Below are 24,107 nucleotides of genomic sequence, written 5' to 3' on the forward strand. Positions count from 1 at the left end.
TCACAATCAGCGCCGTTCGCACCGACGAAACTACCCAGAAATGTGTGCCGGCCTTTGCCAGCGACACCAAGAACCTGAAGTTCTGGACCAACTATTCCGATCCTGCCAGCGGAACGCAGCAGGTGACGCTCAATCACGATACAACCGACTACCTGCTGCCAACCAGCGAGCCCGGCGGCACCAATGTTCCCGTCCAGTTCGATGCCAATGCAGACAGCACCTTTACCCTGACTTACCCTGATGCGGGGAAGTTGACTCTCAATGCCAAATACGAAGGCAGCGGTGATGATGCCGGGCTGACCATGGTGGGTAATGACACATACGTCACCAAACCGGCCCGGCTGTATGTTTACAGCGACGATACCAACGCCGACTGTCCCAGCGGCGATGCAAGCTGTTCACTCTACACGGCCGCCGGTAACAATTTTAATCTGAAAGTGCGTGGCGCCTGTGCCGATACCAGTCTGACGCCCAACTTCCAGCTGGATAATATCAGTCTGAGTCACAATCTTGTGGCGCCGGCAGGCGGTGACGCCGGTGCGATCAATGTCACCAGTTTCGACATTAGTGATGCCGACAACGGCGAACACCTGATCAACAATCAAACCGTGTCCGAAGTTGGTGTCTTTACCTTTACTGCCAGCCTCGCCGGGGTCGATTACTTTGATGAAACCACGATCGGGGATACCACGCTCAATACCAGTGAAAATATCGGCCGTTTCAGCCCGCACCATTTTGATGTCACCGCCACCGAGGCCTGTAATGGCGCATTCACCTATTCCGGTCAACCATTCACCGTCACGGTCGACGCGCTCAACCTGGGTGGCAACCCAACACGTAACTACCGCAACAGTTTTGTGCGGGATCCGGTCATCTCCAATGCCGGTGATACCGCCAACTTCACCAACAACACGCTGGATACCGGCTATTTCACTACCAATGACGGGATCGGTGTGCGCAATGATGTGACCTACACCTTCGCGAGCAAAGAAACCGCGCCACTGGCCATCAACGAGCTGCGCGCCACCGACAGCGACGGGATCGACTCGGATGGGTATACGGAAGGCCAGGTCAATATTCGCAGCGGACGGATTGCGCTGGACAACGCTTACGGGACGGAACTGGCTGACCTTCAAGTACCCATGTTTGCCCAGTACTACGACGGCAGCGATTTTGTCACCAACACACTCGATGTCTGTGACAACGGGGTTACCATCGACCTGCTCAATCCCACCGATACTGTCACCGTTGGCGATGGCGATACGCGCGGGGAAACCTGCGTCCAGGACACCGGCGATCCCGGCGACAGCGACAGCGGTTGCGCCTTCGCCGCGCCGGATACGGATATACAATACACCGACACGCCCGACGACGGTCTCTACACGCTTTATCTCAAAGCACCCGACAGCGATGCCGGCTTTGATCCCAATAATCCGATCTACGGTAACGTCACCGTACGCGCCAATACACCGGGCTATCTACAGGATGACTGGGACGGTGACGGCAGCGAGGAAGAGCCCGAAGCCACCGCCACCTTTGGTCGTTATCGCGGTGATGACCGGATCATCTACTGGCGGGAAAGATTTCAGTGAAGATATTCACCACCAAGCCGTAGGCCCGATATAACGTTAGCGGTATCGGGCATTCTCAAAGAACGCCGGACACCGCTGCGCTATGTCCGGCCTACCATGATGTATTATACAAAATCTTTACTTCGTGTCTTTGTGTCTTGGTGGTTCAGCTCTTTTACATGTTCAGCTCTTTGATCTTGCGGGTGAGGGTGTTACGGCCCCAGCCGAGCAGTTTTGCGGCGTCCTGACGCCGGCCGCCGGTTTTTTTCAGGGCGGTTTCGATCATCACCCGTTCGAATTGCGGCATGGCCTGATCGAGGATCGCGGTATGACCCCGGGAGAGTTCCTGTTCGGCCCATTGGCGTAGCAGTTCGCTCCAGTCGCCGTCGAAACGGGTTTCGTCCTTGCCGTGCAGCATCTCGGGGGGGAGGTCGTCGATGTGCACGACCTGGCCGGGCGACATGACCGTCAACCAGCGACAGGTGTTTTCCAGCTGGCGAACATTGCCGGGCCAGTCCAGTCGCGACAGATATTCCATTACCTCGCGATCCAGGCTCTTTGCATCCACATTGAGCTCTTTCGCTGCCCGGTTGAGAAAATGCTGGGCCAGCAACGGGATATCCTCGCGTCGTTCGCGCAGCGAAGGAATGTGGATACGAATGACATTGAGTCGATGGAACAGATCCTCACGAAAGCGGCCCTGTTCCACCAGCTTTTCCAGATTCTGATGGGTCGCTGCGATGATGCGCACATCCACCTTGACCGCGCTGTGTCCCCCTACCCGATAGAATTCACCGTCGGCCAGTACCCGTAACAATCGCGTTTGCAGTTCCTGGGGCATGTCGCCAATCTCATCCAGAAACAGGGTGCCGCCATCGGCCTGTTCGAAGCGTCCATGGCGGGCCGTATTCGCTCCGGTAAACGCGCCTTTTTCGTGGCCGAACAATTCCGACTCGAGTAGATCCCGCGGGATCGCGGCCATGTTCAGGGCAATGAACGGCTGTCCGGCCCGTGGACTGTGGCGATGAAGAGCCTGGGCCACCAGTTCCTTGCCGGTGCCCGATTCACCATTGATCAATACGGTGATATTGGAGCGCGCCAGTCGACCAATGGCGCGAAATACCTCCTGCATGGAAGGCGCTTCGCCAATGATCTCAGCATCGATCTGACCTGCCGGCGTTTCGCCCAGGCCGGTTTCACGCCGATGACTGATTGCGCGGCGCGCCAGTTCTACCGCTTCATCCACATCGAACGGTTTGGGCAGGTATTCAAAGGCACCGACCTCATAGGCGCTGACCGCACTGTCCAGATCGGTGTGCGCGGTGATGATGATTACCGGCAAGCCGGGGTATTTGTCATGAATCCGGCCCAGCAGTTCCAGGCCATCCATACCGGGCATGCGGATATCGCTGATGATCACATCCGGTTCGCTGCGATTGAGTGCTCGCAATACGCTGTCGGCTTCGTCGAAACTGCGCACTTCAATCTCGGCATTTTTAAATGCTTTTTCCAGTACCCAGCGGATTGAGCGGTCGTCGTCGACGATCCAGATGGTTTCCTTGCTCATGGTTGTCTCATGCCTCAACTTCGATCGGTATATAGATAGAAAAGATGGTTCGGCCCGGCTCACTGTCACATTCGATGATGCCGTTATGCTGCTGAATCAGTGACTGGGCGATAGCCAGCCCCAGACCGGTGCCTTCGGCCCGACTGGAAACCATGGGGAAGAAAATCCGCTCCTGAATCTCTGTCGGAATCCCCGGGCCGTTATCAATAATCTGGATCTGCGCCACCAGATCATGCTGTTTCTGGCCAATGGTGAATTTGCGTGCCACCCGGGTGCGCAGAGTGATATCGCCTTCGCCCTGCAGCGCCTCGATGGCATTGCGAATGATATTGAGCAGGGCCTGGACGATCTGATCCCGATCGGCGGTTAAATCCGGAATACTGGGGTCATAGTCCCGGCGCAAGCGTATCCCCTCGGGCGCTTCGGCCAGCAACAGGCTACGCATATATTCGAGCACTTCATGGACGTTAACCGGTTCCAGCCTGGGCAGCTTGTTGGGCCCCAGGATCCGGTTGACCAGCTTTTGCAGGCGATCCGCCTCGCTGATAATCACCCCGGTGTATTCCTTGAGTTCATCGGTGGGCAACTCGCGCGCCAGTAACTGGGCCGCGCCGCGCAGGCCTCCCAGGGGATTTTTAATTTCATGGGCCAGACCACGCAGCATCTGCCGGGTGGATTCCTGCTGGGCAGACCGACTTTCGTCGCGGGCGATGCGCAACAAGCGATCCATCTGGCTGACCTCCACCAGCAGTTCCGGCGCCTGTTCCCGCTCCACCAGGGGCAGAGCGGTCAGATCCACCACCACCTCGCGTCCGTGGATCAGCTTCAGGCTCACCTCATGGCGCGTAAAGGGGTGGCCGCTGGCCAGGGCCTCGCGCAATTCGTTGGCGACATTGTCGGGGGTCTCGAACAATTCCTCGAAACGGTGTCCGATCAAATGCGGACCACTGCTGCCAAACAGCATCTCGGTTGCGGCATTGACATACCGCAGGCACAAATCCTGGTCGAACAGCATCAGTCCGGAGGTCATTGCCTCAAGGACACGTTGTTGTAAATCGGGGGATGGGGTCATCGTCTCCATACCCGGGGTGTAGCAAGAACCAAACCATAACGCACCATTTTCGATGCCCCTTTGGCAGGTTTTTGGCCGTCCCAATTATTTGCTTGTATTACAAATAGTTAGCGGATCTATACTGAACCATTTACGGGCTGCTGCGCTGTTTTGGTCGGCCCACGCGCGCTGCACACAGCAAAGCATAGCGCAGATACACTATTCACGCACCACAATGGTGCGCCCCGATCAAGGCGAGGAGGGTTTCGGGGGATTGGTCGGGGTCGGTCCGGGAATTGTCGGTTTCGGGGGATTGAGGGGCGAAGGTTGCGAGCCCGACTGTATCGTGCTGTGACGCAACAGGTGGAAGGTCACTGACTCGCTGGCGCCCACCACATTCGCGTCCCGATCCACGACCTCCAGGCGAACAGTATGGGTGCCCCGGTCAACATTGGTCAGGGTTACGGTGGTGCCGGTTTGTTCCAGAGGCTCACCATCCATCACCCAGCGCAATTGATGGCCGCCCATCAGGCCTGGCTGAATGTTAGCCCGCAGCGTCACGTTACCGGCATTATCGCGGATGGATTCGTCATTGCCCGGCGAGGTAATCGTGACCTCGTACGGCGAGGTGTCCTCCCGATCCCGCTCTGGCGGCTGATAATTGATATCGGGAGACTTTTCAAAGCGGGTAGCCGGCGCCTCCTCTACTGACATCTCCTCGCTGCCTTCGATCGGCTGGTCGCTGTATTCCACTGACCCGTCCGGATTGACTTTTTTGTACACTTTATCAGCCGCCACCGCGGGCACGGTCAACAACAGCAGAGCAATCATGCAATAGTTTTTCATAGCTCAAGAATAGCCCCCGGACGAGGCATCTACAATAGTTCTTTATTGTCAGTGTCGATTATCAACCCGATCTCCACTTTGTAAGTGAGAGCTCAGGGACGAGGTACGAGGAAAATGCAGGCTGTAAGAGGCCAGCCCTCTGGCCGACTGACGGGGCATCTATAACCGATATTTATTATCCGGTTGGCTGAATGGCCAGTAGTTCACCCTGTTAGTGAGAGCTCAGGGCCGAGGGACGAGTAACGAGGTGCGAGAAAACTGCAGGCCGTAGGAGGCCAGCCCTCTGGCCGATTGGTTGAGAATAGCGCGCTCATCGAGGCTGAATCGCCGAGGGGGCTCGGCTCCCACAAAGATAGAGTTTATTTGTCTTCTTCGTGTCTTGGTGTCTTCGTGGTTAATATTTTTACGTTCTGAAACAAAAACGCCCCCTTGCGGGGGCGCTTTGTTTTCACCTGAGATGTGGCGCTTACAGGCTGTAGTACATGTCGAACTCGACCGGGTGAGTGGTCATGCGGAAGCGGGTAACTTCGTCCATCTTCAGTAAGATATAAGCATCAATCACGTCATCGGTGAAGACACCGCCCTGGGTCAGGAACGCCCGATCTTCGCTCAGTGCATCCAGTGCCTGGTCGAAAGAGTGACAGACTGTCGGAATACTGGCAGCTTCTTCGGCCGGCAGATCATACAGATCCTTGTCCATGGCATCGCCGGGATGGATCTTGTTCTGGATACCATCCAGACCGGCCATCATCATGGCAGTAAAGGCCAGGTACGGATTGGCGGTCGGATCCGGGAAGCGCACCTCGATACGGCGGCCTTTCGGATTGGCCACGTAGGGGATACGGATGGAGGCGGAACGGTTACGGGCCGAATAGGCCAGCATGACCGGCGCTTCAAAGCCCGGGACCAGACGCTTGTAGGAGTTGGTCGAAGCATTGGTGAAGGCGTTCAAGGCCCGGGCATGCTTGATGATCCCGCCGATGTAGTAGAGCGCGGTTTCAGACAGGCCGCCGTATTCGTTACCGGAAAACAGATTCTGTCCGTCCTTCATCAGTGACTGGTGCACGTGCATACCGCTGCCATTATCGCCGACCAGCGGCTTGGGCATGAAAGTCGCGGTCTTGCCATAGATGTGCGCGACATTGTGGATCACGTATTTCATACGCTGATTCCAGTCGGCCCGTTCTACCAGGGTACTGAACTTGGTGCCGATTTCACACTGTCCGGCGGTAGCGACTTCGTGATGATGTACCTCCACCGGAACGCCCACTTCTTCGAGGGCCAGACACATGGCGGCACGCAGATCGTTCAGGGAGTCAACCGGCGGCACGGGGAAGTAACCGCCTTTCATGCCCGGGCGGTGACCGATGTTGCCGTCGGTATAGACGCGCTCGGAGTTCCACTCGGCTTCTTCGGAATCCACCTTGTAGAAGGCACCGCTCATGTCCGCGCCCCAGCGCACGTCGTCCAGCACGAAGAATTCGGGTTCCGGACCAAACAGTGCGGTATCGGCAATACCGGTGGACTGCAGGTAGGCTTCGCCGCGCTTGGCGATGGAGCGGGGATCGCGCTCGTAACCCTGGCCGGTGGCCGGCTCCAGGATGTCGCAGGTCAGGTTCAGGCTCGGCTCTTCAGAGAAGGGATCCAGAAAAGCGCTGTCAGCATCAGGCATCAGGATCATGTCGGATTCGTTAATCCCTTTCCAGCCGGAGATGGACGAGCCGTCAAACATCTTGCCTTCGGTAAACATATCTTCACCCTCGACGTGGGCCGGCACGGAAACGTGCTGCTCTTTGCCGCGAGTATCGGTGAAACGGAAATCAATGAACTTGACGCCGTTATCTTTAATCATCTTCATGACTTTGTCAGACATTTAGGGTTCTCCGGTTAGCTCAATATATTCAATGTTATCCAGAATCGCGCTGTCATTGGCGCAGTTCAAAATCTGTTGCCCGATTAAGTGCACGAACCATGCCACACTATAACAAGCTGATTCGACAGGAAATTTATCAACCCGGACCATATTATACGACATCGGAGGCACCTTAATAGTGCAAAATATTCGCTCTATGCACCATATCTGTGCGTCAACGGTAAAGTAACCTGACTGATTTCACACCGTCCACCTTCCGGGCCGCGCGGGCAAAACACTGGCGCAAGGTTTCGCGTTGATTCTGGTCCCGTTCCAGGGCCATGTCGATCGGCAGGGTCAGATCCACCTGAATACCTCCATCCAGATAGTGCAGAGTAGTGTGGACAATCCGACGGGATTCTTCAATCTCGCTCCAGGCCTTTTCCAGCTGCACGAGCAACTGGCTGCGGTTGGGCAGGTTCAGATTCAGCGGCACTTTCTCGTCGTTTTCGGGATCGATGTGTACCGTAACATCGTTAACTTCTTCCACATCAGTGATCACCTTCTTGCGCACCCGCTCGCTCACGTAATGGGCCTCGGAAACGCTCAGATAGGGATCCACCTGTATATGGACATCCACCAGAGCCTCGGATCCACTGCGGCGAGTACGCAGAATGTGCAGTGCTTCAACGCCATCGACCTCAAGAATCGCCTGGCGGATCGCCTCCTGGCGCTCCGGCTCCAGGGCGGTATCCACCAGCTCCTTGACGCTGTGGGCAGAGAGACCCCAGCCGATCCTGGCAATCATGTAGGCGACCCCGATAGCAGCGATGGCATCAAGGTATTCGAGACCGGCCATGCTGCCGGCAACGCCGAGCAACACGATCAATGAGGAGATGGCATCCGAACGACTGTGCCAGGCGTTGGCCTTGAGCATGTGAGATTTGTATTTGCGGGCGATCAGCATGCTGTAGTGGTAAATGGCTTCCTTGCCCAGGATCGCAACACCGGCCACGACCAGCGCCCAGAAACCAGGTTGCCACAGTTTGTCCGGATTAAACAGACGGATGATGGCATCAATACTGATACCAGCAGCGACAGCCATCAGGGCAATGCCCAGACCCACCGTCGCCATAGTCTCGAACCGGCCATGGCCATAAGGATGCTCGGCATCGGCTTCGCGGCTGGAATGGCGCGCGGCGTAAATCACTACAGCATCGGTCACCAGATCAGAAAAAGAGTGCACCCCGTCCGCGATCAACGCCTGGGACTGGGCAAACCAGCCAACCACCACCTTGAGGATACCCAGACTCAAATCCACCGCCGCCCCGACCAGCGTGACGCGGGTAATGTGGCGAGTACGATCGTCCCGCTCGGCGCGGGTAATGACGGGAGCCTGATCTTCTTCAGTCGTTGCCATTACCGACCTCGATTCGAATCACGATCTCATTATCCTGTTGCGTGGTATCCAGTATCCGATGGCCGTTGATTCGGCACCAGGCGGGAATGTCATTCAGCGTTCCCGGGTCCGTACAGGTGACTTCCAGTATCTCCCCGGGTGCCAGGACGGCGATCGCATCCTGCACCCGGATCACCGGCATCGGGCAGAGCAGGCGACGCGCATCGAGTTTGTGAGCACTCACAAATACCATTCCCGGGGAATCGCGTCCAGCGGCATCGGTGCAACCCGCAGGATATGCTGCTGACCGTCAGTGTAGTTCACTTCCACTTCGACCGCCTCGGCATCGCGTCCCTGGCTGAAACGGGCGGCGACCCGGGCGGCAGTTTCCAGGTCGGCCTCGCTGATATCGCCATCGATCAGGGCCAGCGGCCCCCTGTGGCTGGTGGTGCGCAGGTGCACAAACTGGTTACGATAACCTTCGAGGAACTTGTTCTCACCTTCCTCACGGCCGATGATCACTTTGTAGTTGGACGCCGGGCGCAGATGCCGACCCACCTTGAGCAGCATGATGTCATCCAGCTGATAATCCCGGCTGGACCGGTGTTGCCACATATCCACGAGCTTGTCGGAATAGTTCTTGTCGGTAAGAAAGCAGCAGCCGCCGGCCGGCTGGGCGTAATCGGTAAAGCCAAACTGTCTGGCCAGTGCTATCTGCGGCTTGCGCGAACGGCCACTGAAATCATACAGCCGTTCACGATCCACCCAGCCTTCGCGCTCCGCCAAAGTGGGAGTAAGATTTTTGGCACATAGCGGGCGCAGCAGCCGCTCACCGGCGCCCGATTCACGCTGGATCACCGGCATGGTCTCCTTGCGCTGGGACATGGGACGCTGGCCGATCACCTCGCCGGTGACGATAAAATCGAAGCCGTTGGCCTCGATCCATTCATGCGCCTTGCGCACCATGAAGCCCTTGCAGTCGAGGCAGGGGTTCATATGCTGACCGTAACCGTGTTTCGGATTGAGCAGCACATCCTTGTATTCCTCGATCACATCGACGATGTGTAGTTTGATCCCCAACTGCTCGGCCACCCACAGAGCGTTGTTGCGTTTGGGTTTGACCTGGTCTTGTTTACGGATGGCGTGGGTATGCCCCTCGACACAGAAGCCGGTGAAAAAATTGATCCCCTCCACATGCACACCCTGCTCCATCAGCACCTTCGCGGCCAGCATGGAATCGAGACCGCCTGAAATCAGGGCGACAGCTTTGCGTTGCTCGGACATGGGACTTTACCGGTGTTTCGGGGTTGGTCAGGGGAGGGGAAGGATAGCAGAAATCGGTCCGATAGAGAAAAAATCGAATTATCCGCAAATAAACGCTAATGAACACGAATAATTCATTATCTCCTCACAGAATACTGGTTCAGCAGTATAACGTGACCAGAGATATGGCCTGATAAAACGTACCGGATCAAAGCACTCCGGGGGAAGGGGGAAAGAACTGCTTTAAATGATCTTATTTGCGTTCATTAGCGTTTATTTGCGGATCCTTGTAATGAATATAAGAATTTTCAGTGTAACCTGCCATTTCCTCCACCTTTGCGGGCTTCGGGATCGGGCTGGGGGGTGGCGTTGGTGATGTCGCTCAGGGCCTGGCGAGCGACGCGGGAGCCGGTGTCCTGCCACAGTTCCAGGCTGCCCAGCGGATCCAGCTGCTGTTCCTGGCGCAGGTTACGGATCATCTGGAGGATATCCATAGCAATCACAAAGGTCTGGACCAGTTCGGCATACAATGCGGAATGGGTAATGCCACTGGAACCGAGGTGATGATAGGCACTGCGACCCAGATCGACGTAATAGCTGATCCTAACCCGCCGGCGCTCGGCGCGGCGCGGAAACAGGCCGCTGTAGAGCAGGCACTGATCACCGACATCGCGCAGCCGCTCCTGCTGTTCCCGACCCTGACAATGGGCCGCTTTGAGATAATCCAGCCCCAGCACCCGTTGCGCCATTTCCGGTCGATCCAGATAACGCATGAGGGTGAAAACCAGATAACTTTCCAGTTCCGGCTCCAGCGTGACACCCACAGCCTGTTCGGCGTCACTGACCAGACTGTGCCACTGAGACAGTGGGGTATGGTCGATATCGATCACAACGGGCCTCCTGATGTGAATCGTCCTGTAAAAACCATCGGCCCATCCGGACAGAAACTTGACTCTTTTTGCGCTGATCCCTGCTGCCGCGTATGCCGGGACGTAAAAACCACGCTCGATGAGGTTATCAGCGGCAAATCGCGCGGCTATAATGAGCGCTCTTTTCGTTGCGTTTATATTATAAAAGGTGTCCGCTTGAGCAAATCCCGCCATCCCGCCGCTGCCCGTACCTTTCAGGGACTGATCTTTGCCCTGCAACAGTACTGGGCCGAACAGGGCTGCATTGTCCTGCAACCCTACGACATGGAAGTGGGGGCGGGCACCTTTCATACCGCCACCTTTATCCGCGCCATCGGTCCCGAAAACTGGGCCGCCGCCTATGTGCAGCCCTCGCGCCGACCCACCGACGGCCGTTATGGCGAGAATCCCAATCGCCTGCAGCATTACTACCAGTTCCAGGTGGTGATCAAACCCTCACCGCTGGATATCCAGGAACTCTATCTCGGCTCGCTGAAAATGCTCGGCCTCGATCCGCTGGTGCATGACATCCGCTTCGTCGAAGACAACTGGGAATCGCCCACCCTCGGCGCCTGGGGCCTGGGCTGGGAGGTCTGGCTTAACGGTATGGAAGTTAGCCAGTTTACCTATTTCCAGCAAGTCGGCGGCCTGGACTGCAAGCCGGTCACCGGCGAAATCACTTACGGCCTGGAACGCATCGCCATGTACCTGCAGGGCGTCGAAAGCGTGTTCGATCTGGTCTGGACTGACGGTCCGCGCGGCAAGGTCACTTACGGCGACGTGTTTCATCAAAACGAGGTGGAACAGTCCACCTATAACTTCGAACATGCCGATGTGGACGACCTGTTCCGCCAGTTTGACCAGGCCGAGAAGATGAGTCAGCAACTGATCGAGGCGCAACTGCCGCTGCCCGCCTATGAACAGGTGCTCAAGGCTTCGCACAGTTTCAATCTGCTCGATGCGCGCCACGCTATCTCGGTGACCGAACGCCAGCGTTATATCCTGCGCGTGCGCAATCTGGCCCGCGCCGTGGCCGAGGCCTATTACGCCGCCCGCGAAGCCCTGGGCTTTCCGATGTGCCGGGAGGCGAACCAATGAGCCGACAGGACCTGTTGATCGAAATCGGCACCGAGGAGTTACCGCCCCGGGCCTTGCAATCACTCTGCGCTGCATTTGAAGAGGGCGTCCGTCACGGACTGCAGGAGAAGCATCTGGATAGCCCTGCCATCCGACAATATGCCACGCCCCGCAGGCTGGCTTTGTTGATCAAAGCACTGCCGACCTCAACACCGGACTGCACCATCGAGCAATACGGCCCACCGGTATCCGCCGCTTTCGATGAAGAAGGCCAGCCGACCAAAGCCGCGGAAGGCTTTGCCCGCAAGTGCGGTACCCCCGTTGAAGAATTGCAAAGCGAAGAGACGGACAAGGGTACCCGACTGGTTTATCGGGCCACCCGGCCCGGCGAGCCGACCGGCCGGTTCATCCCGGACATCGTTCGCCAGGCGCTGGACAAACTGCCAATTCCCAAACGCATGCGCTGGGGCGACCTGGACGCCTGGTTCGTGCGACCGGTGCACTGGGTCGTGTTGCTGTTCGGCAACGAGATTATCGAAGCGGAGATCCTGAGCGTCGGCAGCACTCGCGAGACCCGCGGCCATCGCTTCCATCATCCCGATCCGATTTATATACCCGCACCGGCCGAATACGAGGTATTACTGGAGAGTGAAGGCAAGGTCATCGCCGATTTCGATCGCCGGCGCACTGCCGTGCGCGCCCAGATCGAACAGGCCGCGACTCAATACAAGGCCAACGCGGTGATCGATGAGGCGTTACTCGATGAGGTCACGGCCATGGTCGAATGGCCGGTGGCCGTGACAGGTCGCTTTGATGAACGCTTCCTGGATGTCCCCCAGGAGGCCTTGATTTCTACCATGAAAACCAATCAGAAATATTTTCATCTGGTGGATAACAAAGGTCAGCTGCTCCCGCTGTTTATCACTATCAGCAACATCGAAAGCAAACAGCCCGAACAGGTTCAACAAGGCAACGAACGGGTCATCCGCCCACGCTTTGCCGACGCCGAGTTCTTCTGGCAGCAGGACAGGCAAACTCCGCTCGCACAACGCACCGACTCACTCAAAAGCGTGGTCTTTCAGCAAAAGCTGGGTACGCTCTATGACAAGACCCGGCGGGTGGAAGCACTGGCCGGTGCCATTGCCGAACAACTGGGCGGCGACAAACAGCTGGCCATCCGTGCCGCACAGCTGTGCAAATGCGATCTGATGACCGAGATGGTGGGTGAATTCCCCGAACTGCAGGGCATCATGGGCCGTTACTATGCCGGGCTCGATGGCGAACAGCCGCAGGTCGCCCGGGCCCTGGACGAATATTACAAACCCCGCTTCGCCGGCGATGATCTGCCCGGTGAGGTCACCGGCCAGGCGCTCGCGCTGGCCGATCGGATCGATACCCTGGTTGGCATTTTTGCCATTGGCCAGATCCCGACCGGTGACAAGGATCCCTTTGCCCTGCGTCGCGCCGCCCTGGGTGTATTGCGCATTTTGATCGAGCAGCAGCTCGATCTCGATTTGCAGGCGTTGCTGGAACAGTCCGCCACCGGCTTTGATCAAGCCCTTGAGGCGGAAGAAGCTTTAGAGCCGGTCATCGGTTTTATTCTCGAACGCCTTAAGGCCTATTACCGTGATCAGGGCATTCGCGCCGACGTCCTCGACGCGGTGACCGCCAATCGCCCGACCCGGCCGCTGGATATCGAGCAACGGCTCAAAGCCGTGGATCACTTTCGCCAGCTCGAGGTTGCCGAAAGCCTGGCCGCCGCCAATAAACGCATCGCCAACATCCTCAAGAAAGTCGAAGGCACCTTGCCGGAGACCATTGACCCCGGCCTGTTACAGGATCCCGCCGAAAAGACCCTGCACGATCGTCTGACCGGTCTGCAGCAAAAGGTCAACGAACAGGTCCGGCAGGCCAACTACCAGCAGGCCCTGAGCCAGCTGTCCGAACTGCGTGAGCCGGTGGACCGCTTCTTCGACGATGTCATGGTAATGGCCGAGAACGAAAAATTACGCAACAACCGCGTTGCTCTGCTGAACAACCTGCACCAACTGTTCATGCAGATCGCAGATATTTCCCGTCTGCAAGGATAAGCTCATGAATCCCGACTCCTATGAGGAAATGCTCAAGACCGTGCAGGCCTTTCATGACAAGCATGATTTCAAAGGTACTGGCGGCGAGGATCTGCCCTATCGCGTCGCACTGATGGCCGAGGAGCTTGGTGAGATCTCCGCCTGCGTGACCAAGGGCAAGGACAAGAACGAGCTGGCCGAGGAGGTCGCCGATTTGTTGATCCTGATCATGGGGACCGCCATCTCGGCCGAGTTCGATCTCAACCAGGCCTTCTGGTCCAAGATGGACAAGATCATGCAACGCGAATCCAAAATGGTAAACGGGCGCATCCGAGTTTCTGAATTTAAGGACAACTGATCACCACCAAGACACAAAGACACCAGGATTGATTTTTGATTAACTTATTCTTTTCTTGGTGCCTTGGTGGTAAATCACTATTATTATGAAACTGATTATTCTGGATCGTGACGGGGTGATTAATTACGACTCCGACGACTATATAAAAAATGTTGCCGAGTTCGTGCCGATTCCCGGCAGCCTGGAGGCGATCACCCGGCTCAACCGGGCCGGCTATCATGTGTACGTGGCCACCAACCAGTCAGGAATTGCCCGCGGCTATTACTCCGAAGTCACACTGCAGCAGATGCACGACAAACTGCGCAAGTTGCTGGCCGAGCAGGGCGGCCGGGTCGATGGGATCGTCTATTGCCCGCATGGCCCCGACGATCATTGCGACTGTCGCAAACCGCTGCCGGGCTTGCTGCAGCGTATTGCTCATCTCAGTGATCACACTTTAGAGAATGTGCCGGTCGTCGGTGATTCCCTGCGCGATATCGAATCGGCCCGCGCAGTCGGCGCCTCACCCTATCTGGTCAGAACCGGCAAGGGTGAACGGACGTTGGCCAAAGGCGAGGGGCTGGAAGGCGTTCCGGTGTATCCCGATCTGGCCCGGTTTGTCGATGATTTTCTTGCCAGTGAGGATGGTTAAATGGTGTTCCTTCGTTCCACCCTGTTCAGTCTGTCGGTGATCGTCACCAGTGTGGTGATCACCTGCATCGTACTGCTCTTTTATTTTGCGCCGTTTTCCTGGCGCTACACCATCATCAGCCAGTTCGCCCGCTATAATCTGTGGGTTCTCAAAACTGTCTGTAAACTCGATTATGTGGTCGAGGGGCGGGAAAACATCCCGGACAGTGCCGCCATCATCTTCAGCAAGCATCAGTCTACCTGGGAGACGATTGCGCTGCAGCAGGTCTTCCCGCCGCTGACCTTCGTGATCAAACGAGAGCTGCTCTGGCTGCCGTTTTTTGGCTGGGGCCTGTCCTGCATGGACCCGATCGCTATTAACCGGTCGGCCGGGCGCAACGCCATTCGCCAGATCATCGAACAGGGGACCGAACGCCTCAAGCGCGGGCTGTGGGTGGTTATTTTCCCGGAAGGCACCCGGGTGCCTCCCGGAAGCCGGGGACGTTACAAGATCGGCGGTGCCGTATTCGCATCCAAGTCCGGTTACCCGGTCGTGCCGGTCGCTCACAACGCCGGCTACTTCTGGGCCAAGGGCCAGTTTCTCAAGAAGCCCGGTACCATTCACATGGTGATCGGTCCACCCATCGAGAGCCAGAACAAATCGGCTGAACAGATTCAGACCGAAGCGGAAACCTTTATCGAGGGCGAGATGGCGCGCCTTGCTCCGGCTGATTCTCCGTAACAAGCCCCTATTCTAAATAAGATTATAATATTGCTCCGGTCTCTTGTGTTTCAGTATATCGCTTAATATTGATATACTTATACTCTTGTCCCGGCAGCTGCCAAGAATAACCTGTTTTGGCCCGGACTGAATTGACAACCGAATTTATCGAGGCAAACATGCGAGACGGAAGAATTACCATCACCCAGTTCATCATTGAGGAGCAACGTCGCATCAAGGATGCTACGGGTGATTTTACCTCCCTGCTGAATGACATCGTCACCGCCTGCAAGGAAATCTCCAACCTGGTCAATCACGGCGATCTGATCGGCGTACTGGGACAGGCCGGGACTGAAAATGTGCAGGGCGAGGATCAGAAGAAGCTGGATATCATCACCAACGATGTGTTCCTGCGTTCCAACGAGTGGTCTGGCCATCTTGCGGCTATGGCGTCCGAGGAAATGGAAGAAATCTCTCACATTCCCGCCGAATATCCGCGTGGTAAGTACTTACTTACTTTTGATCCGCTGGACGGTTCCTCAAATACCGATGTCAATGTCTCGGTCGGTACTATCTTTTCTATTCTGCGCTGTCAGGGTGACTGCCAGAATCCTGCCACTGAAGATTTTCTACAGCCTGGCACCGAACAGGTTTGCGCCGGCTATGCTCTGTATGGCCCCTCCACCATGATGGTGCTGACCACCGGCAACGGCGTCAACGGGTTTACCCTGGATCAGAATATCGGTGAGTTCATTCTGACCCATCCCAACCTGACTATTCCCGAATCCACTCGTGAATTCGCTATTAACGCCTCCAACACGCGTTTCTGGGAACCCCCGGTCAAACGCTATGTGGATGAGTGTCTGTCCGGCTCCGCTGGCGATCGCGACGAAGATTTCAATATGCGCTGGATCGCTTCCATGGTCGCCGAAGTCCACCGTATTCTGATCCGTGGCGGCATTTTCCTCTATCCAATGGACGAGAAGATGAAAGCCAGTGGGGCAACCGGCAAGCTGCGACTGATGTACGAAGCCAATCCCATGTCCTTCATCGTGGAACAGGCCGGCGGTATGAGCTCCACCGGTCGTGAGCGAATCATGGAACTGCAACCGAACAACCTGCATCAGCGGGTTCCGGTCGTGCTCGGCTCAAAGCAGGAAGTCGAGCGGGTTGTGCAATATCACAAGGAGCACGACGCCAACGCCGCTGCCTGAACGGGTAGAGCCGGCTGACTACAACAAAACCCGCGGCGAGATTTCCTCGCCACGGGTTTTTTGTTCCACCTCGGCGACCGCCTGACCCAGAATCCGATCCGCCGTCACCGGCCCCAGGTATTCACAACATCCCAACCAGGCCTGGTGCACCACTTCCCGCATCTGGTTGCGGGGCAAATTGACCTCCAGTGTTGACTCAATGCCCAGTAACCAGCTATTCAGGCGCCGCGTCTCCATGCTAAAAGAACCATTTTGCAACATTCTCTCGCGCAAAAACTTGCGCAGGCGTAATGCCGTAGCATAATCCTCCGCTTCCAGCCGTGACAGCAGGCTTTGATAGAGCTGCTCGAAAACCGGCTGGGCCGGATCCTGATCGGCTCCATGACCTGCGCCGGGGAAATCCAGCTCCCCCTGAAACAATGTCGCATACTGCAACTCGATCTCCCGTGGCAGTAGCGCCATTACCTTGGTGACATTGAGCATCATCTCCTTGCGATAGGGCCACAGCGAATTATCCGGCGTTACCAGTTGCTTGATAAATTGCTGAATCGCAAAACGCGGAGCCCGGCTGTAATACAGTTCCCAGTAATTGGCGGCCTGGCGACATTCTTCCAGCGCCATGAAGGGACTGAGTCCTACCATAATAGCCTGTTTGCGTATTGCCAGGCTGTTCTCTTGCGATTCGGAAGCCGTTGTTGTCATCGTTTCACTCTCCCTGTTACTGGTTTTTACCCTGATGCAACTGTGCGGCCTGAAATTCAGGATAGGCAATCTCGTAATGCTCGCTGAAGTCCAGCCCCCGTTGTTCATCCTCACTACTGGCACGCAGGCCACGGGTTAGCTGGATCAGACCATACATTAACAGTGCGACGGGAAAGGCCCAGGCAAACCCGGCCAGAACGCCCAGCACCTGGACCAGCACCTGGGCCGGATTGAACATATCTCCGGCCAGAAACAGGCCGGCAGCCAGGGTCCCCCAGGCGCCTGCGAACCCATGCACGGGGACGGCACCGACTACATCATCCAGCCGCAATCTTTCCATCAAAGCAGAACCTGCTACGACTACCCAGCCAGCGATCAACCCGGTAATAATGGCATACAGGGGTTCCATTGTGGCGCAACCGGCAGTAATCGAAACCAGCCCCCCGATGCCGCCGTTGATGGTCTGGGTTAACAATACCGGTTTACGTCTCAAGCCCATGCTAAACAACGCGCCTACGGCGCCGGCGGCAGCCGCCAGATGCGTATTCAGGGCAATCAGTCCAATACTGGCGTCGGCACTGGCAGTACTGCCGGCGTTGAAGCCAAACCAGCCAAGCCAGAGAATAAAACCACCCAGCGCTACGCTGTTGAGATTGTGTCCGGCAATCAGACGACTGTTGCGTTGTTTATCGTAACGGCCCAGTCTCGGCCCCAGCACGATAATACCCGCCAGAGCGATCCAGCCTCCGATCGAGTGGACGACAGTGGATCCGGCAAAATCAATAAAGCCCAGCTCCGCCAGCCAGCCACTGCCCTCGTACAGGCTGCCCCATACCCAGCTGCCATACACCGGATAAATGATGGCACACACGATTATCGCACCGATCAAGTAAGCGCCATAACGGGTTCGCTCGGCCATCGCGCCACTGGCGATAGTCACGGCCGTGGCCGCGAACATGGTCTGGAAAAATAACAGGCTGTAATCCATAGCCTCGGCATTGCCCAGCCAGAAATGACTTTGACCTAACAACCCGGTCGGATTGGCCCCGAACATCAAGCCGTAACCGACTAACCAGAATGCGAGACTGCCCAGACACAGATCCATGTAGTTTTTCATCACCACATTGACCGAGTTCTTGGCCCGCGACATACCGCTCTCCAGCAGGGCAAAACCGGCCTGCATGAAAAACACCAGGGCACCGGCGGTAATCAACCAGACGGTATCCATTGACTGTTGCAAGCCGGCTGTCGTATCTGCCATGGCCGGCGCACAACCCACCAGCCCTGTTACCAGCACAAACCATTTGCCTTGTCGTTTCATTCTCGCCCTTTGTCTTTGCTGTTGAATAAAAAATTATTCACTGCAAAACATTGAGCAATTGCTGTGCCAGTAAAAATCAGGGTATACCCGTAATATTTACCGAAGCCCGCCTCTTTTTGGCGCAAAGTTTTTTGCACTGCACCAGAATGTTCTTTACCGGGTTTTCGTCAAACCGGCATTCAGACAGCTGTTTATACTATTCTCGTAAAAATATAGAGCCCCCTGAGAAGTGGACAAAATCAGATTACTTCCGCTATGGCAACACAGCGAGACAGGTTTTTCTCTCTAATACGGGCGTGTATCACAACCAGCGGAGTAATTTATCCGGGTTTAATCAGCCACCGACGCTATGGTAACTGGCAGAGCAACCGGGATAGAGGTCGTGATCGACAGAAGAGAAATGGTGGCTGATCAAGTTCAGGATCCGAACCCGGCGGTTGACGGATTTTGTTGCGGATTTTTTATCCCAGCGACCAGGGGGGATTGCGTAAAATTAGGCTGCCTTATTGAGGTACAGCCTGCTTTCAATCATAAAGTGCCGGGCAAGCAGCAGATGCCGACAACCAGGATAGCAGGGCAGCCAAAACCCGGGTATCAGTCAGATTCAGGCAGACGTCAAGCATCATCCTGGTGTGATATCACTGCTCCCGTTAACAGGGCCAGAGACAAAACTCTTCTACTGCCGTGAACATCTGCGACACGCCTCCCATAAGAAGACGGGATTCAAACATCGAGATTATTGGCGTTCAACGCGTTGGTTTCGATGAATTCACGACGCGGTTCGACCTGATCGCCCATCAGGGTCGTGAATATCTCGTCAGCGGCAATTGCATCCTCGATCTGCACCTGTAACAGGCGGCGGGATTCGGGGTCGAGGGTGGTCTCCCAGAGCTGTTCGGGATTCATTTCACCCAGACCTTTGTAACGTTGAACATGTTGACCGCGTTTGGCCTCATCCATTAACCATTCCATTGCCTGACGAAAAGCGCTAATCGGTTGTTGTTTGTCACCACGTTGAATATATGCACCGTCTTCCAGCAAGCCGTCGAGTTGCTCGCCGAGGGTACTAATGGCCTTGTATTCACCCATTTCGAAAAATTCGCGCGTAAACACATAATCACTGCTGATCCCGTGACGAATGGCGGTAACCGTCACTTGCCAGCTACCGCTTTCATTTTCATCGCTTTTAAAATGAAACTGGAACTGTTTGTTGGTGCTGTCATCATTGGCCAGCCGCTGCTGCAGCTCGGCAAACCACTGCTGCATACCCTCGTTATCCAGCAATTGCGCATCCTTCAATCCGGGCATGTAAATCATTTTTTCCAGCACGATGGCCGGATAGCGACGGCTAAGGCGTCGAATGGTTTCATTGACCAGCATATGCTGGCGGGCCAGCACTTCCAGCGCCTCGGCACTGAGCGGCGGTGCGCTGTCATTGACATGCAACTCGGCGCTGTCCAGCGCGGTCTGCAACAGATGGGCATTCAGTTCCGGATCGTCTTTGAGATAGCGTTCCTGTTTCCCTTTTTTGATTTTGTAGAGCGGCGGCTGGGCAATATAGATATAGCCGTGTTCTATCAATTCGGGCATCTGACGATAGAAAAAGGTCAGCAACAGGGTACGAATGTGCGAGCCGTCTACGTCGGCATCGGTCATAATAATGATGCGATGATATCGTAACTTATTGATATCAAACTCTTCTTTCCCAATTCCGCAACCCAGGGCGGTAATCAGAGTGCCCACTTCCACCGAAGAGAGCATCTTGTCGAAGCGAGCCTTCTCCACGTTCAGAATCTTACCCTTGAGCGGCAGTATCGCCTGGGCACGGCGATCCCGACCCTGCTTGGCCGAACCGCCGGCGGAATCCCCTTCCACCAGGAACAGCTCGGAGAGACTGGGATCCTTTTCCTGACAATCGGCCAGCTTGCCCGGCAGGCCGGCTACATCCAGGGCACCCTTGCGGCGGGTCATTTCGCGCGCCTTGCGGGCAGCCTCCCGCGCGCGCGCCGCATCCAGAATCTTGGAGGCGATGCCTTTGGCGTCATTGGGATGCTCGAGCAGATAGTCGCTGAATTTCTCGCCCATTACCGACTCGACCACGCCTTTGACTTCAGATGACACCAGTTTATCTTTGGTCTGGGACGAGAATTTGGGATCGGGCACCTTGACTGACAAAACGGCGCAAAGGCCTTCGCGTGCATCGTCGCCGCTGGGGTTGACCTTGGCTTTTTTTGTAAGCCCTTGATTTTCAATATAGTTATTCAACGTGCGGGTGAGGGCGGTACGAAACCCCGACATATGGGTGCCACCATCACGTTGTGGAATATTATTGGTAAAGCAGTAGATATTTTCCTGATAGGAATCATTCCACTGCATCGCCAGTTCAACCCAGATATTGTCTTTTTCCAGATTCAGATAAAAAACGTTTTCGTGTAATGGTGTTTTCTTACGGTTGAGATGCTCGACGAAGGCTTTGATGCCCCCTTCGTATTCGAACACATCCTGTTTATCCGGCTCCCGTTCGTCATTCAGTACAATGCGCACGCCGGAGTTCAGGAAAGAAAGTTCGCGTAACCGTTTTGCAAGAATATCGTAATGGAATTCGGTATCGGTGAAAATTTCTGTACTGGGTTTAAAACGAATTTCGGTCCCGGTCTGTTCCGTTTCACCCAGGGGTTGTAACGGATATTGAGGCTCTCCCAGCTGGTATTCCTGCTGATAGACCTTGTTGTCACGGCGAATGGTGAGCTTGAGATGTTCAGAAAGCGCATTGACTACGGAAATCCCTACCCCATGCAGTCCACCGGAGACCTTGTAGGAATTGTCATCGAATTTGCCGCCCGCGTGCAGGACCGTCATGATAACTTCCGCGGCGGAACGACCTTCTTCTTCATGCAGATCGGTCGGGATCCCGCGACCGTCATCCCGTACCGAGACGGATCCGTCGCTGTGAATAGTGACTTCGATACTCTTGCAGTGACCGGCCAGGGCTTCATCGATGGAGTTGTCCACCACTTCGAATACCATATGGTGCAGCCCGGTTCCGTCATCCGTATCCCCGATGTACATGCCGGGGCGTTTGCGGACTGCATCGAGTCCTTTGAGGACCTTGATATTCGAGGAATCGTAATTTTGTTCGCTCATGGGTGGATTCTCCAGTCAGGTCGCGATTATACCACTTCTTGAATGACACCGTGTTCCACGTGGAACATTTTAATTATTTGTTGTTCGTCCGATTCAAGCAGACCAGCTTCAGTGGCAGTGACAAATAACTGGGCACCGGATTCCACCAGTAATCCCAGCAAACGGGCCCGCCGTTCCGAATCCAGCTCGGCGGGCAGATCATCTACCAGCAAGACCGGGATCTGCTCGCGTACGGCACGAAACTGGGCGATCTGGGCCAGTCGCATTGCACTGGCCAGCAGTTTCTGCTGACCCCGGGAAAAATGATTCTGCACTGCCTGGCGATCCTGGCGAATGATTAGATCAGCCCGATGCGGTCCACTCTGGGTAAATCCCTGCTGGCGATCTCTTTCAAACCCCCGCGCAAGAGCAGTGCGCAGATCCTGTTCCTGATTCCAGCCGGGCTGGTAGTGCCAGTCCGGTACCGATCCCAGCAACGCCTGGCTGTAATGCTCCAGCCAGGGTTTCAGTGCCGCCAGGTAATTGCGGCGCAATTGTGTAAGGCGCTCGCCCTGTTCGATCAACTGGACATCCCAGTACTGGATCTCTTCCGGCCGGGAGCGGGTTTTCAACGCGGCATTTCGCTGACGCAATACTTTATGATATGCCTGCCAGATAGACAGAAAAGAATGTTCCACGTGGAACACTCCCCAATCGAGAAACTGGCGGCGATAGCGCGGTCCCTGTTCCAGAATCCGATGAATATCGGGGTTGATCACCTGAACCGGTAGCACCGCTGCCAGATCGGAGGTTTTGTGGGCGGTACGCTGGTTGATCCGGATACGGGTCAGATCGCGACCCTTCTCCAGACCAATAGCGGTGGTTTGGCCTTCCTGACCCCGAATACGTCCGAACACGGTCAGGGTGGGCTGATCCCGTTGAATTACATGTTGAATCGACGTACTGCGAAAGGAGCGAGCCAGAGACAGAAGGTGGATTGCTTCGAGTAGACTGGTCTTGCCACTCGCATTTTCACCGTAGATCAGGTTGATCTGATCACAGGGCGTAATCTCTACCGCATCCAGGTTGCGAACCCGGTTGATCGCCAGATGAGTCAGGCTCATCGCGAAATCATCTAAAGCCGCATCGGCATGATCACATAGCGGCTGTTGGCGTCGTCATCTCCCTGGATCAGACAGCTGTGGTTGGCATCAATCATGCCGATGGAAACCTGTTCCGATTTGAGGGCAGAAAGAGCATCCAGAAAATAGCTCACATTGAAACCAATTTCGAATTCATCTCCCTGATAACTGACTTCAACTTCTTCTTCTGCTTCTTCCTGTTCCGGATTATGAACCGTGGCTTTGAGCTGATCAGGCGAAAGGCTCAGACGCATGCCCCGATATTTTTCATTCGAGAGAACCGCTGCACGATGGAAGGCTTCGTAGAGAGGCTGGCGAGCGCACGACACAATGCGCGGCGGATTTTTTGGTATAACTTGTTGATAATCTGGAAATTTTCCATCAATTAGTTTGGAAGTAAAGCTGATATCCGGTAATTCGACCCGGATGTGATTCTCTCCCAACTGGATCCGGGCCGTCGTTTCGCTCTCATCCAGCAGACGCATCAGTTCTGTAACACCCTTGCGCGGCAGAATAACCTGGCGAGGCTCACTGACCGGCAATTCCGCGTCCACTTCACAAACAGCCAGGCGATGGCCGTCTGTAGCCACCGCGCGCAGCCGGTTGCTGGCAAGTTCCAGCATCAGCCCATTGAGGTAATAACGGACATCCTGCTGGGCCATGGAGAACTGGGTCTGCTCGATCAGTTTTTTCAGTTGCTGCTGGGTGAGGGAAAACTCCAGCGGCGATTCGATGGGATCGATATTGGGAAATTCCGCTGCCGGCATGGTCGCCAGGGTAAAACGACTACGCCCGGAACGGATAATGGCCTTGTCCTGATCGATTTGCACATCCAGCCGGGCATTTTCAGGCAGGGCACGACAGATATCGATAAATTTTTTCGCCGGCAAGGTGATGTCGCCACTGTCCCCGGTGTCGACCGGCATCTGGGCCACCATTTCCACTTCCAGATCGGTTCCGGTCAGAGTTAATTTGCCGTTATCGATGGAAAACAGAATGTTGGAGAGTATCGGCAAAGTCTGCCGGCGTTCCACAACACTACCCACCGCTTGCAACGGACGTAGTAGATTTTCACGTTCCAGAGTGATTTTCATATATTAAATACCTGAATATATATCTTCTTATTGTTAGATCTATTAGTCCAGCGCAAAACAGTTGATAAGCCAGTTTTCTGTTTGATTATTATAGATTTTTCAAGCATAACAAAAGACAAATAAAGTCTGTATTAAAGTGGTAAAGGCTGTGGATAAATTGTGAGGATGCCGCACCCACCCGAAGAGGGTCAAGTTGAAAACAGCTTGTCCACAGTTTACA

General features: G+C 55.5%; 20 protein-coding genes. 7 read left to right on the top strand and 13 right to left on the bottom strand.

Features of this window, described 5'->3' with window-relative positions:
• On the top strand, window positions 1–1,592 hold a 1,592-nt coding region (locus tag R6U90_RS11350; RefSeq protein WP_410352806.1), incomplete at its 5' end, for a DUF6701 domain-containing protein.
• A 154-nt stretch (window positions 1,593–1,746) separates the two neighbouring features.
• Here R6U90_RS11350 and ntrC read toward each other — a convergent pair.
• The 8 genes from ntrC to R6U90_RS11390 all read right to left on the bottom strand — a co-directional run bounded on the left by ntrC (window position 1,747) and on the right by R6U90_RS11390 (window position 10,439).
• Window positions 1,747–3,138, bottom strand: a complete 1,392-nt coding sequence (ntrC, locus tag R6U90_RS11355) for a nitrogen regulation protein NR(I) (RefSeq protein WP_410352807.1) — start codon at window positions 3,136–3,138, stop codon at window positions 1,747–1,749.
• A 7-nt stretch (window positions 3,139–3,145) separates the two neighbouring features.
• Entirely contained in the window at window positions 3,146–4,210 is a 1,065-nt protein-coding gene (gene glnL / locus R6U90_RS11360) for a nitrogen regulation protein NR(II) (RefSeq protein ID WP_410352808.1), read from the bottom strand.
• Between the two features lie 228 nt (window positions 4,211–4,438).
• The gene (locus tag R6U90_RS11365; protein WP_410352809.1) at window positions 4,439–5,035 is read right to left on the bottom strand and encodes a DUF4124 domain-containing protein; all 597 of its coding nucleotides are present in this window, start codon (window positions 5,033–5,035) and stop codon (window positions 4,439–4,441) included.
• A gap of 466 nt (window positions 5,036–5,501) precedes the next feature.
• On the bottom strand, window positions 5,502–6,908 hold the full coding sequence (gene glnA / locus R6U90_RS11370; RefSeq protein ID WP_410352810.1) for a glutamate--ammonia ligase: 1,407 nt from the start codon (window positions 6,906–6,908) through the stop codon (window positions 5,502–5,504).
• Between the two features lie 214 nt (window positions 6,909–7,122).
• Entirely contained in the window at window positions 7,123–8,307 is a 1,185-nt protein-coding gene (locus R6U90_RS11375) for a cation diffusion facilitator family transporter (RefSeq protein WP_410352811.1), read from the bottom strand.
• Window positions 8,294–8,539, bottom strand: coding sequence for a sulfurtransferase TusA family protein (locus R6U90_RS11380; protein WP_410352812.1), 246 nt, complete (start codon window positions 8,537–8,539; stop codon window positions 8,294–8,296). The genes R6U90_RS11375 and R6U90_RS11380 overlap by 14 nt, the downstream gene beginning before the upstream one ends.
• On the bottom strand, window positions 8,527–9,570 hold the full coding sequence (locus R6U90_RS11385; protein ID WP_410352813.1) for a tRNA (5-methylaminomethyl-2-thiouridylate)-methyltransferase: 1,044 nt from the start codon (window positions 9,568–9,570) through the stop codon (window positions 8,527–8,529). The genes R6U90_RS11380 and R6U90_RS11385 overlap by 13 nt, the downstream gene beginning before the upstream one ends.
• Before the next feature lie 287 nt (window positions 9,571–9,857).
• Window positions 9,858–10,439 (bottom strand): hypothetical protein, encoded by a 582-nt coding sequence (locus R6U90_RS11390; protein WP_410352814.1) that lies wholly within the window; start codon window positions 10,437–10,439, stop codon window positions 9,858–9,860.
• 195 nt (window positions 10,440–10,634) lie between these two features.
• Between R6U90_RS11390 and glyQ the strand changes: the two genes are divergently transcribed.
• From glyQ to R6U90_RS11420, 6 genes are all read left to right on the top strand, one after another.
• On the top strand, window positions 10,635–11,555 hold the full coding sequence (glyQ, locus tag R6U90_RS11395) for a glycine--tRNA ligase subunit alpha (RefSeq protein WP_410352815.1): 921 nt from the start codon (window positions 10,635–10,637) through the stop codon (window positions 11,553–11,555).
• Window positions 11,552–13,624 (top strand): glycine--tRNA ligase subunit beta, encoded by a 2,073-nt coding sequence (glyS, locus tag R6U90_RS11400; protein ID WP_410352816.1) that lies wholly within the window; start codon window positions 11,552–11,554, stop codon window positions 13,622–13,624. Before glyQ ends, glyS begins: the two co-directional genes overlap by 4 nt.
• A 4-nt stretch (window positions 13,625–13,628) precedes the next feature.
• Window positions 13,629–13,961 carry a MazG nucleotide pyrophosphohydrolase domain-containing protein gene (locus tag R6U90_RS11405; RefSeq protein WP_410352817.1) on the top strand — a complete coding sequence of 111 codons (333 nt, stop codon included), beginning with the start codon at window positions 13,629–13,631 and terminating at the stop codon, window positions 13,959–13,961.
• 85 nt (window positions 13,962–14,046) lie between these two features.
• Complete coding sequence (gene gmhB / locus R6U90_RS11410; protein WP_410352818.1) at window positions 14,047–14,592, top strand: D-glycero-beta-D-manno-heptose 1,7-bisphosphate 7-phosphatase; 546 nt, start codon at window positions 14,047–14,049, stop codon at window positions 14,590–14,592.
• Complete coding sequence (locus R6U90_RS11415) at window positions 14,593–15,312, top strand: lysophospholipid acyltransferase family protein (protein ID WP_410352819.1); 720 nt, start codon at window positions 14,593–14,595, stop codon at window positions 15,310–15,312.
• A gap of 158 nt (window positions 15,313–15,470) precedes the next feature.
• Entirely contained in the window at window positions 15,471–16,505 is a 1,035-nt protein-coding gene (locus tag R6U90_RS11420) for a class 1 fructose-bisphosphatase (RefSeq protein ID WP_410352820.1), read from the top strand.
• An 18-nt stretch (window positions 16,506–16,523) separates the two neighbouring features.
• Here the strand turns inward: R6U90_RS11420 and R6U90_RS11425 are convergent, their stop codons facing one another.
• From R6U90_RS11425 to dnaN, 5 genes are all read right to left on the bottom strand, one after another.
• Window positions 16,524–17,207 (bottom strand): hypothetical protein, encoded by a 684-nt coding sequence (locus R6U90_RS11425; protein WP_410352821.1) that lies wholly within the window; start codon window positions 17,205–17,207, stop codon window positions 16,524–16,526.
• Between the two features lie 16 nt (window positions 17,208–17,223).
• The gene (locus R6U90_RS11430; RefSeq protein WP_410352822.1) at window positions 17,224–18,528 is read right to left on the bottom strand and encodes an ammonium transporter; all 1,305 of its coding nucleotides are present in this window, start codon (window positions 18,526–18,528) and stop codon (window positions 17,224–17,226) included.
• A 723-nt stretch (window positions 18,529–19,251) separates the two neighbouring features.
• A complete protein-coding gene (gene gyrB / locus R6U90_RS11435; RefSeq protein ID WP_410352823.1) occupies window positions 19,252–21,672 on the bottom strand; it encodes a DNA topoisomerase (ATP-hydrolyzing) subunit B in 2,421 nt (806 codons plus the stop codon).
• A gap of 26 nt (window positions 21,673–21,698) precedes the next feature.
• Window positions 21,699–22,775: a DNA replication/repair protein RecF gene (gene recF, locus R6U90_RS11440; RefSeq protein WP_410352824.1), complete on the bottom strand. Its 1,077-nt coding sequence runs from the start codon at window positions 22,773–22,775 to the stop codon at window positions 21,699–21,701.
• 11 nt (window positions 22,776–22,786) lie between these two features.
• Window positions 22,787–23,887, bottom strand: a complete 1,101-nt coding sequence (gene dnaN / locus R6U90_RS11445) for a DNA polymerase III subunit beta (protein ID WP_410352825.1) — start codon at window positions 23,885–23,887, stop codon at window positions 22,787–22,789.
• Window positions 23,888–24,107: the final 220 nt, after the last annotated feature.

Source organism: Thiohalophilus sp. (assembly GCF_046483665.1).
Lineage (GTDB): Bacteria > Pseudomonadota > Gammaproteobacteria > UBA6429 > Thiohalophilaceae > Thiohalophilus.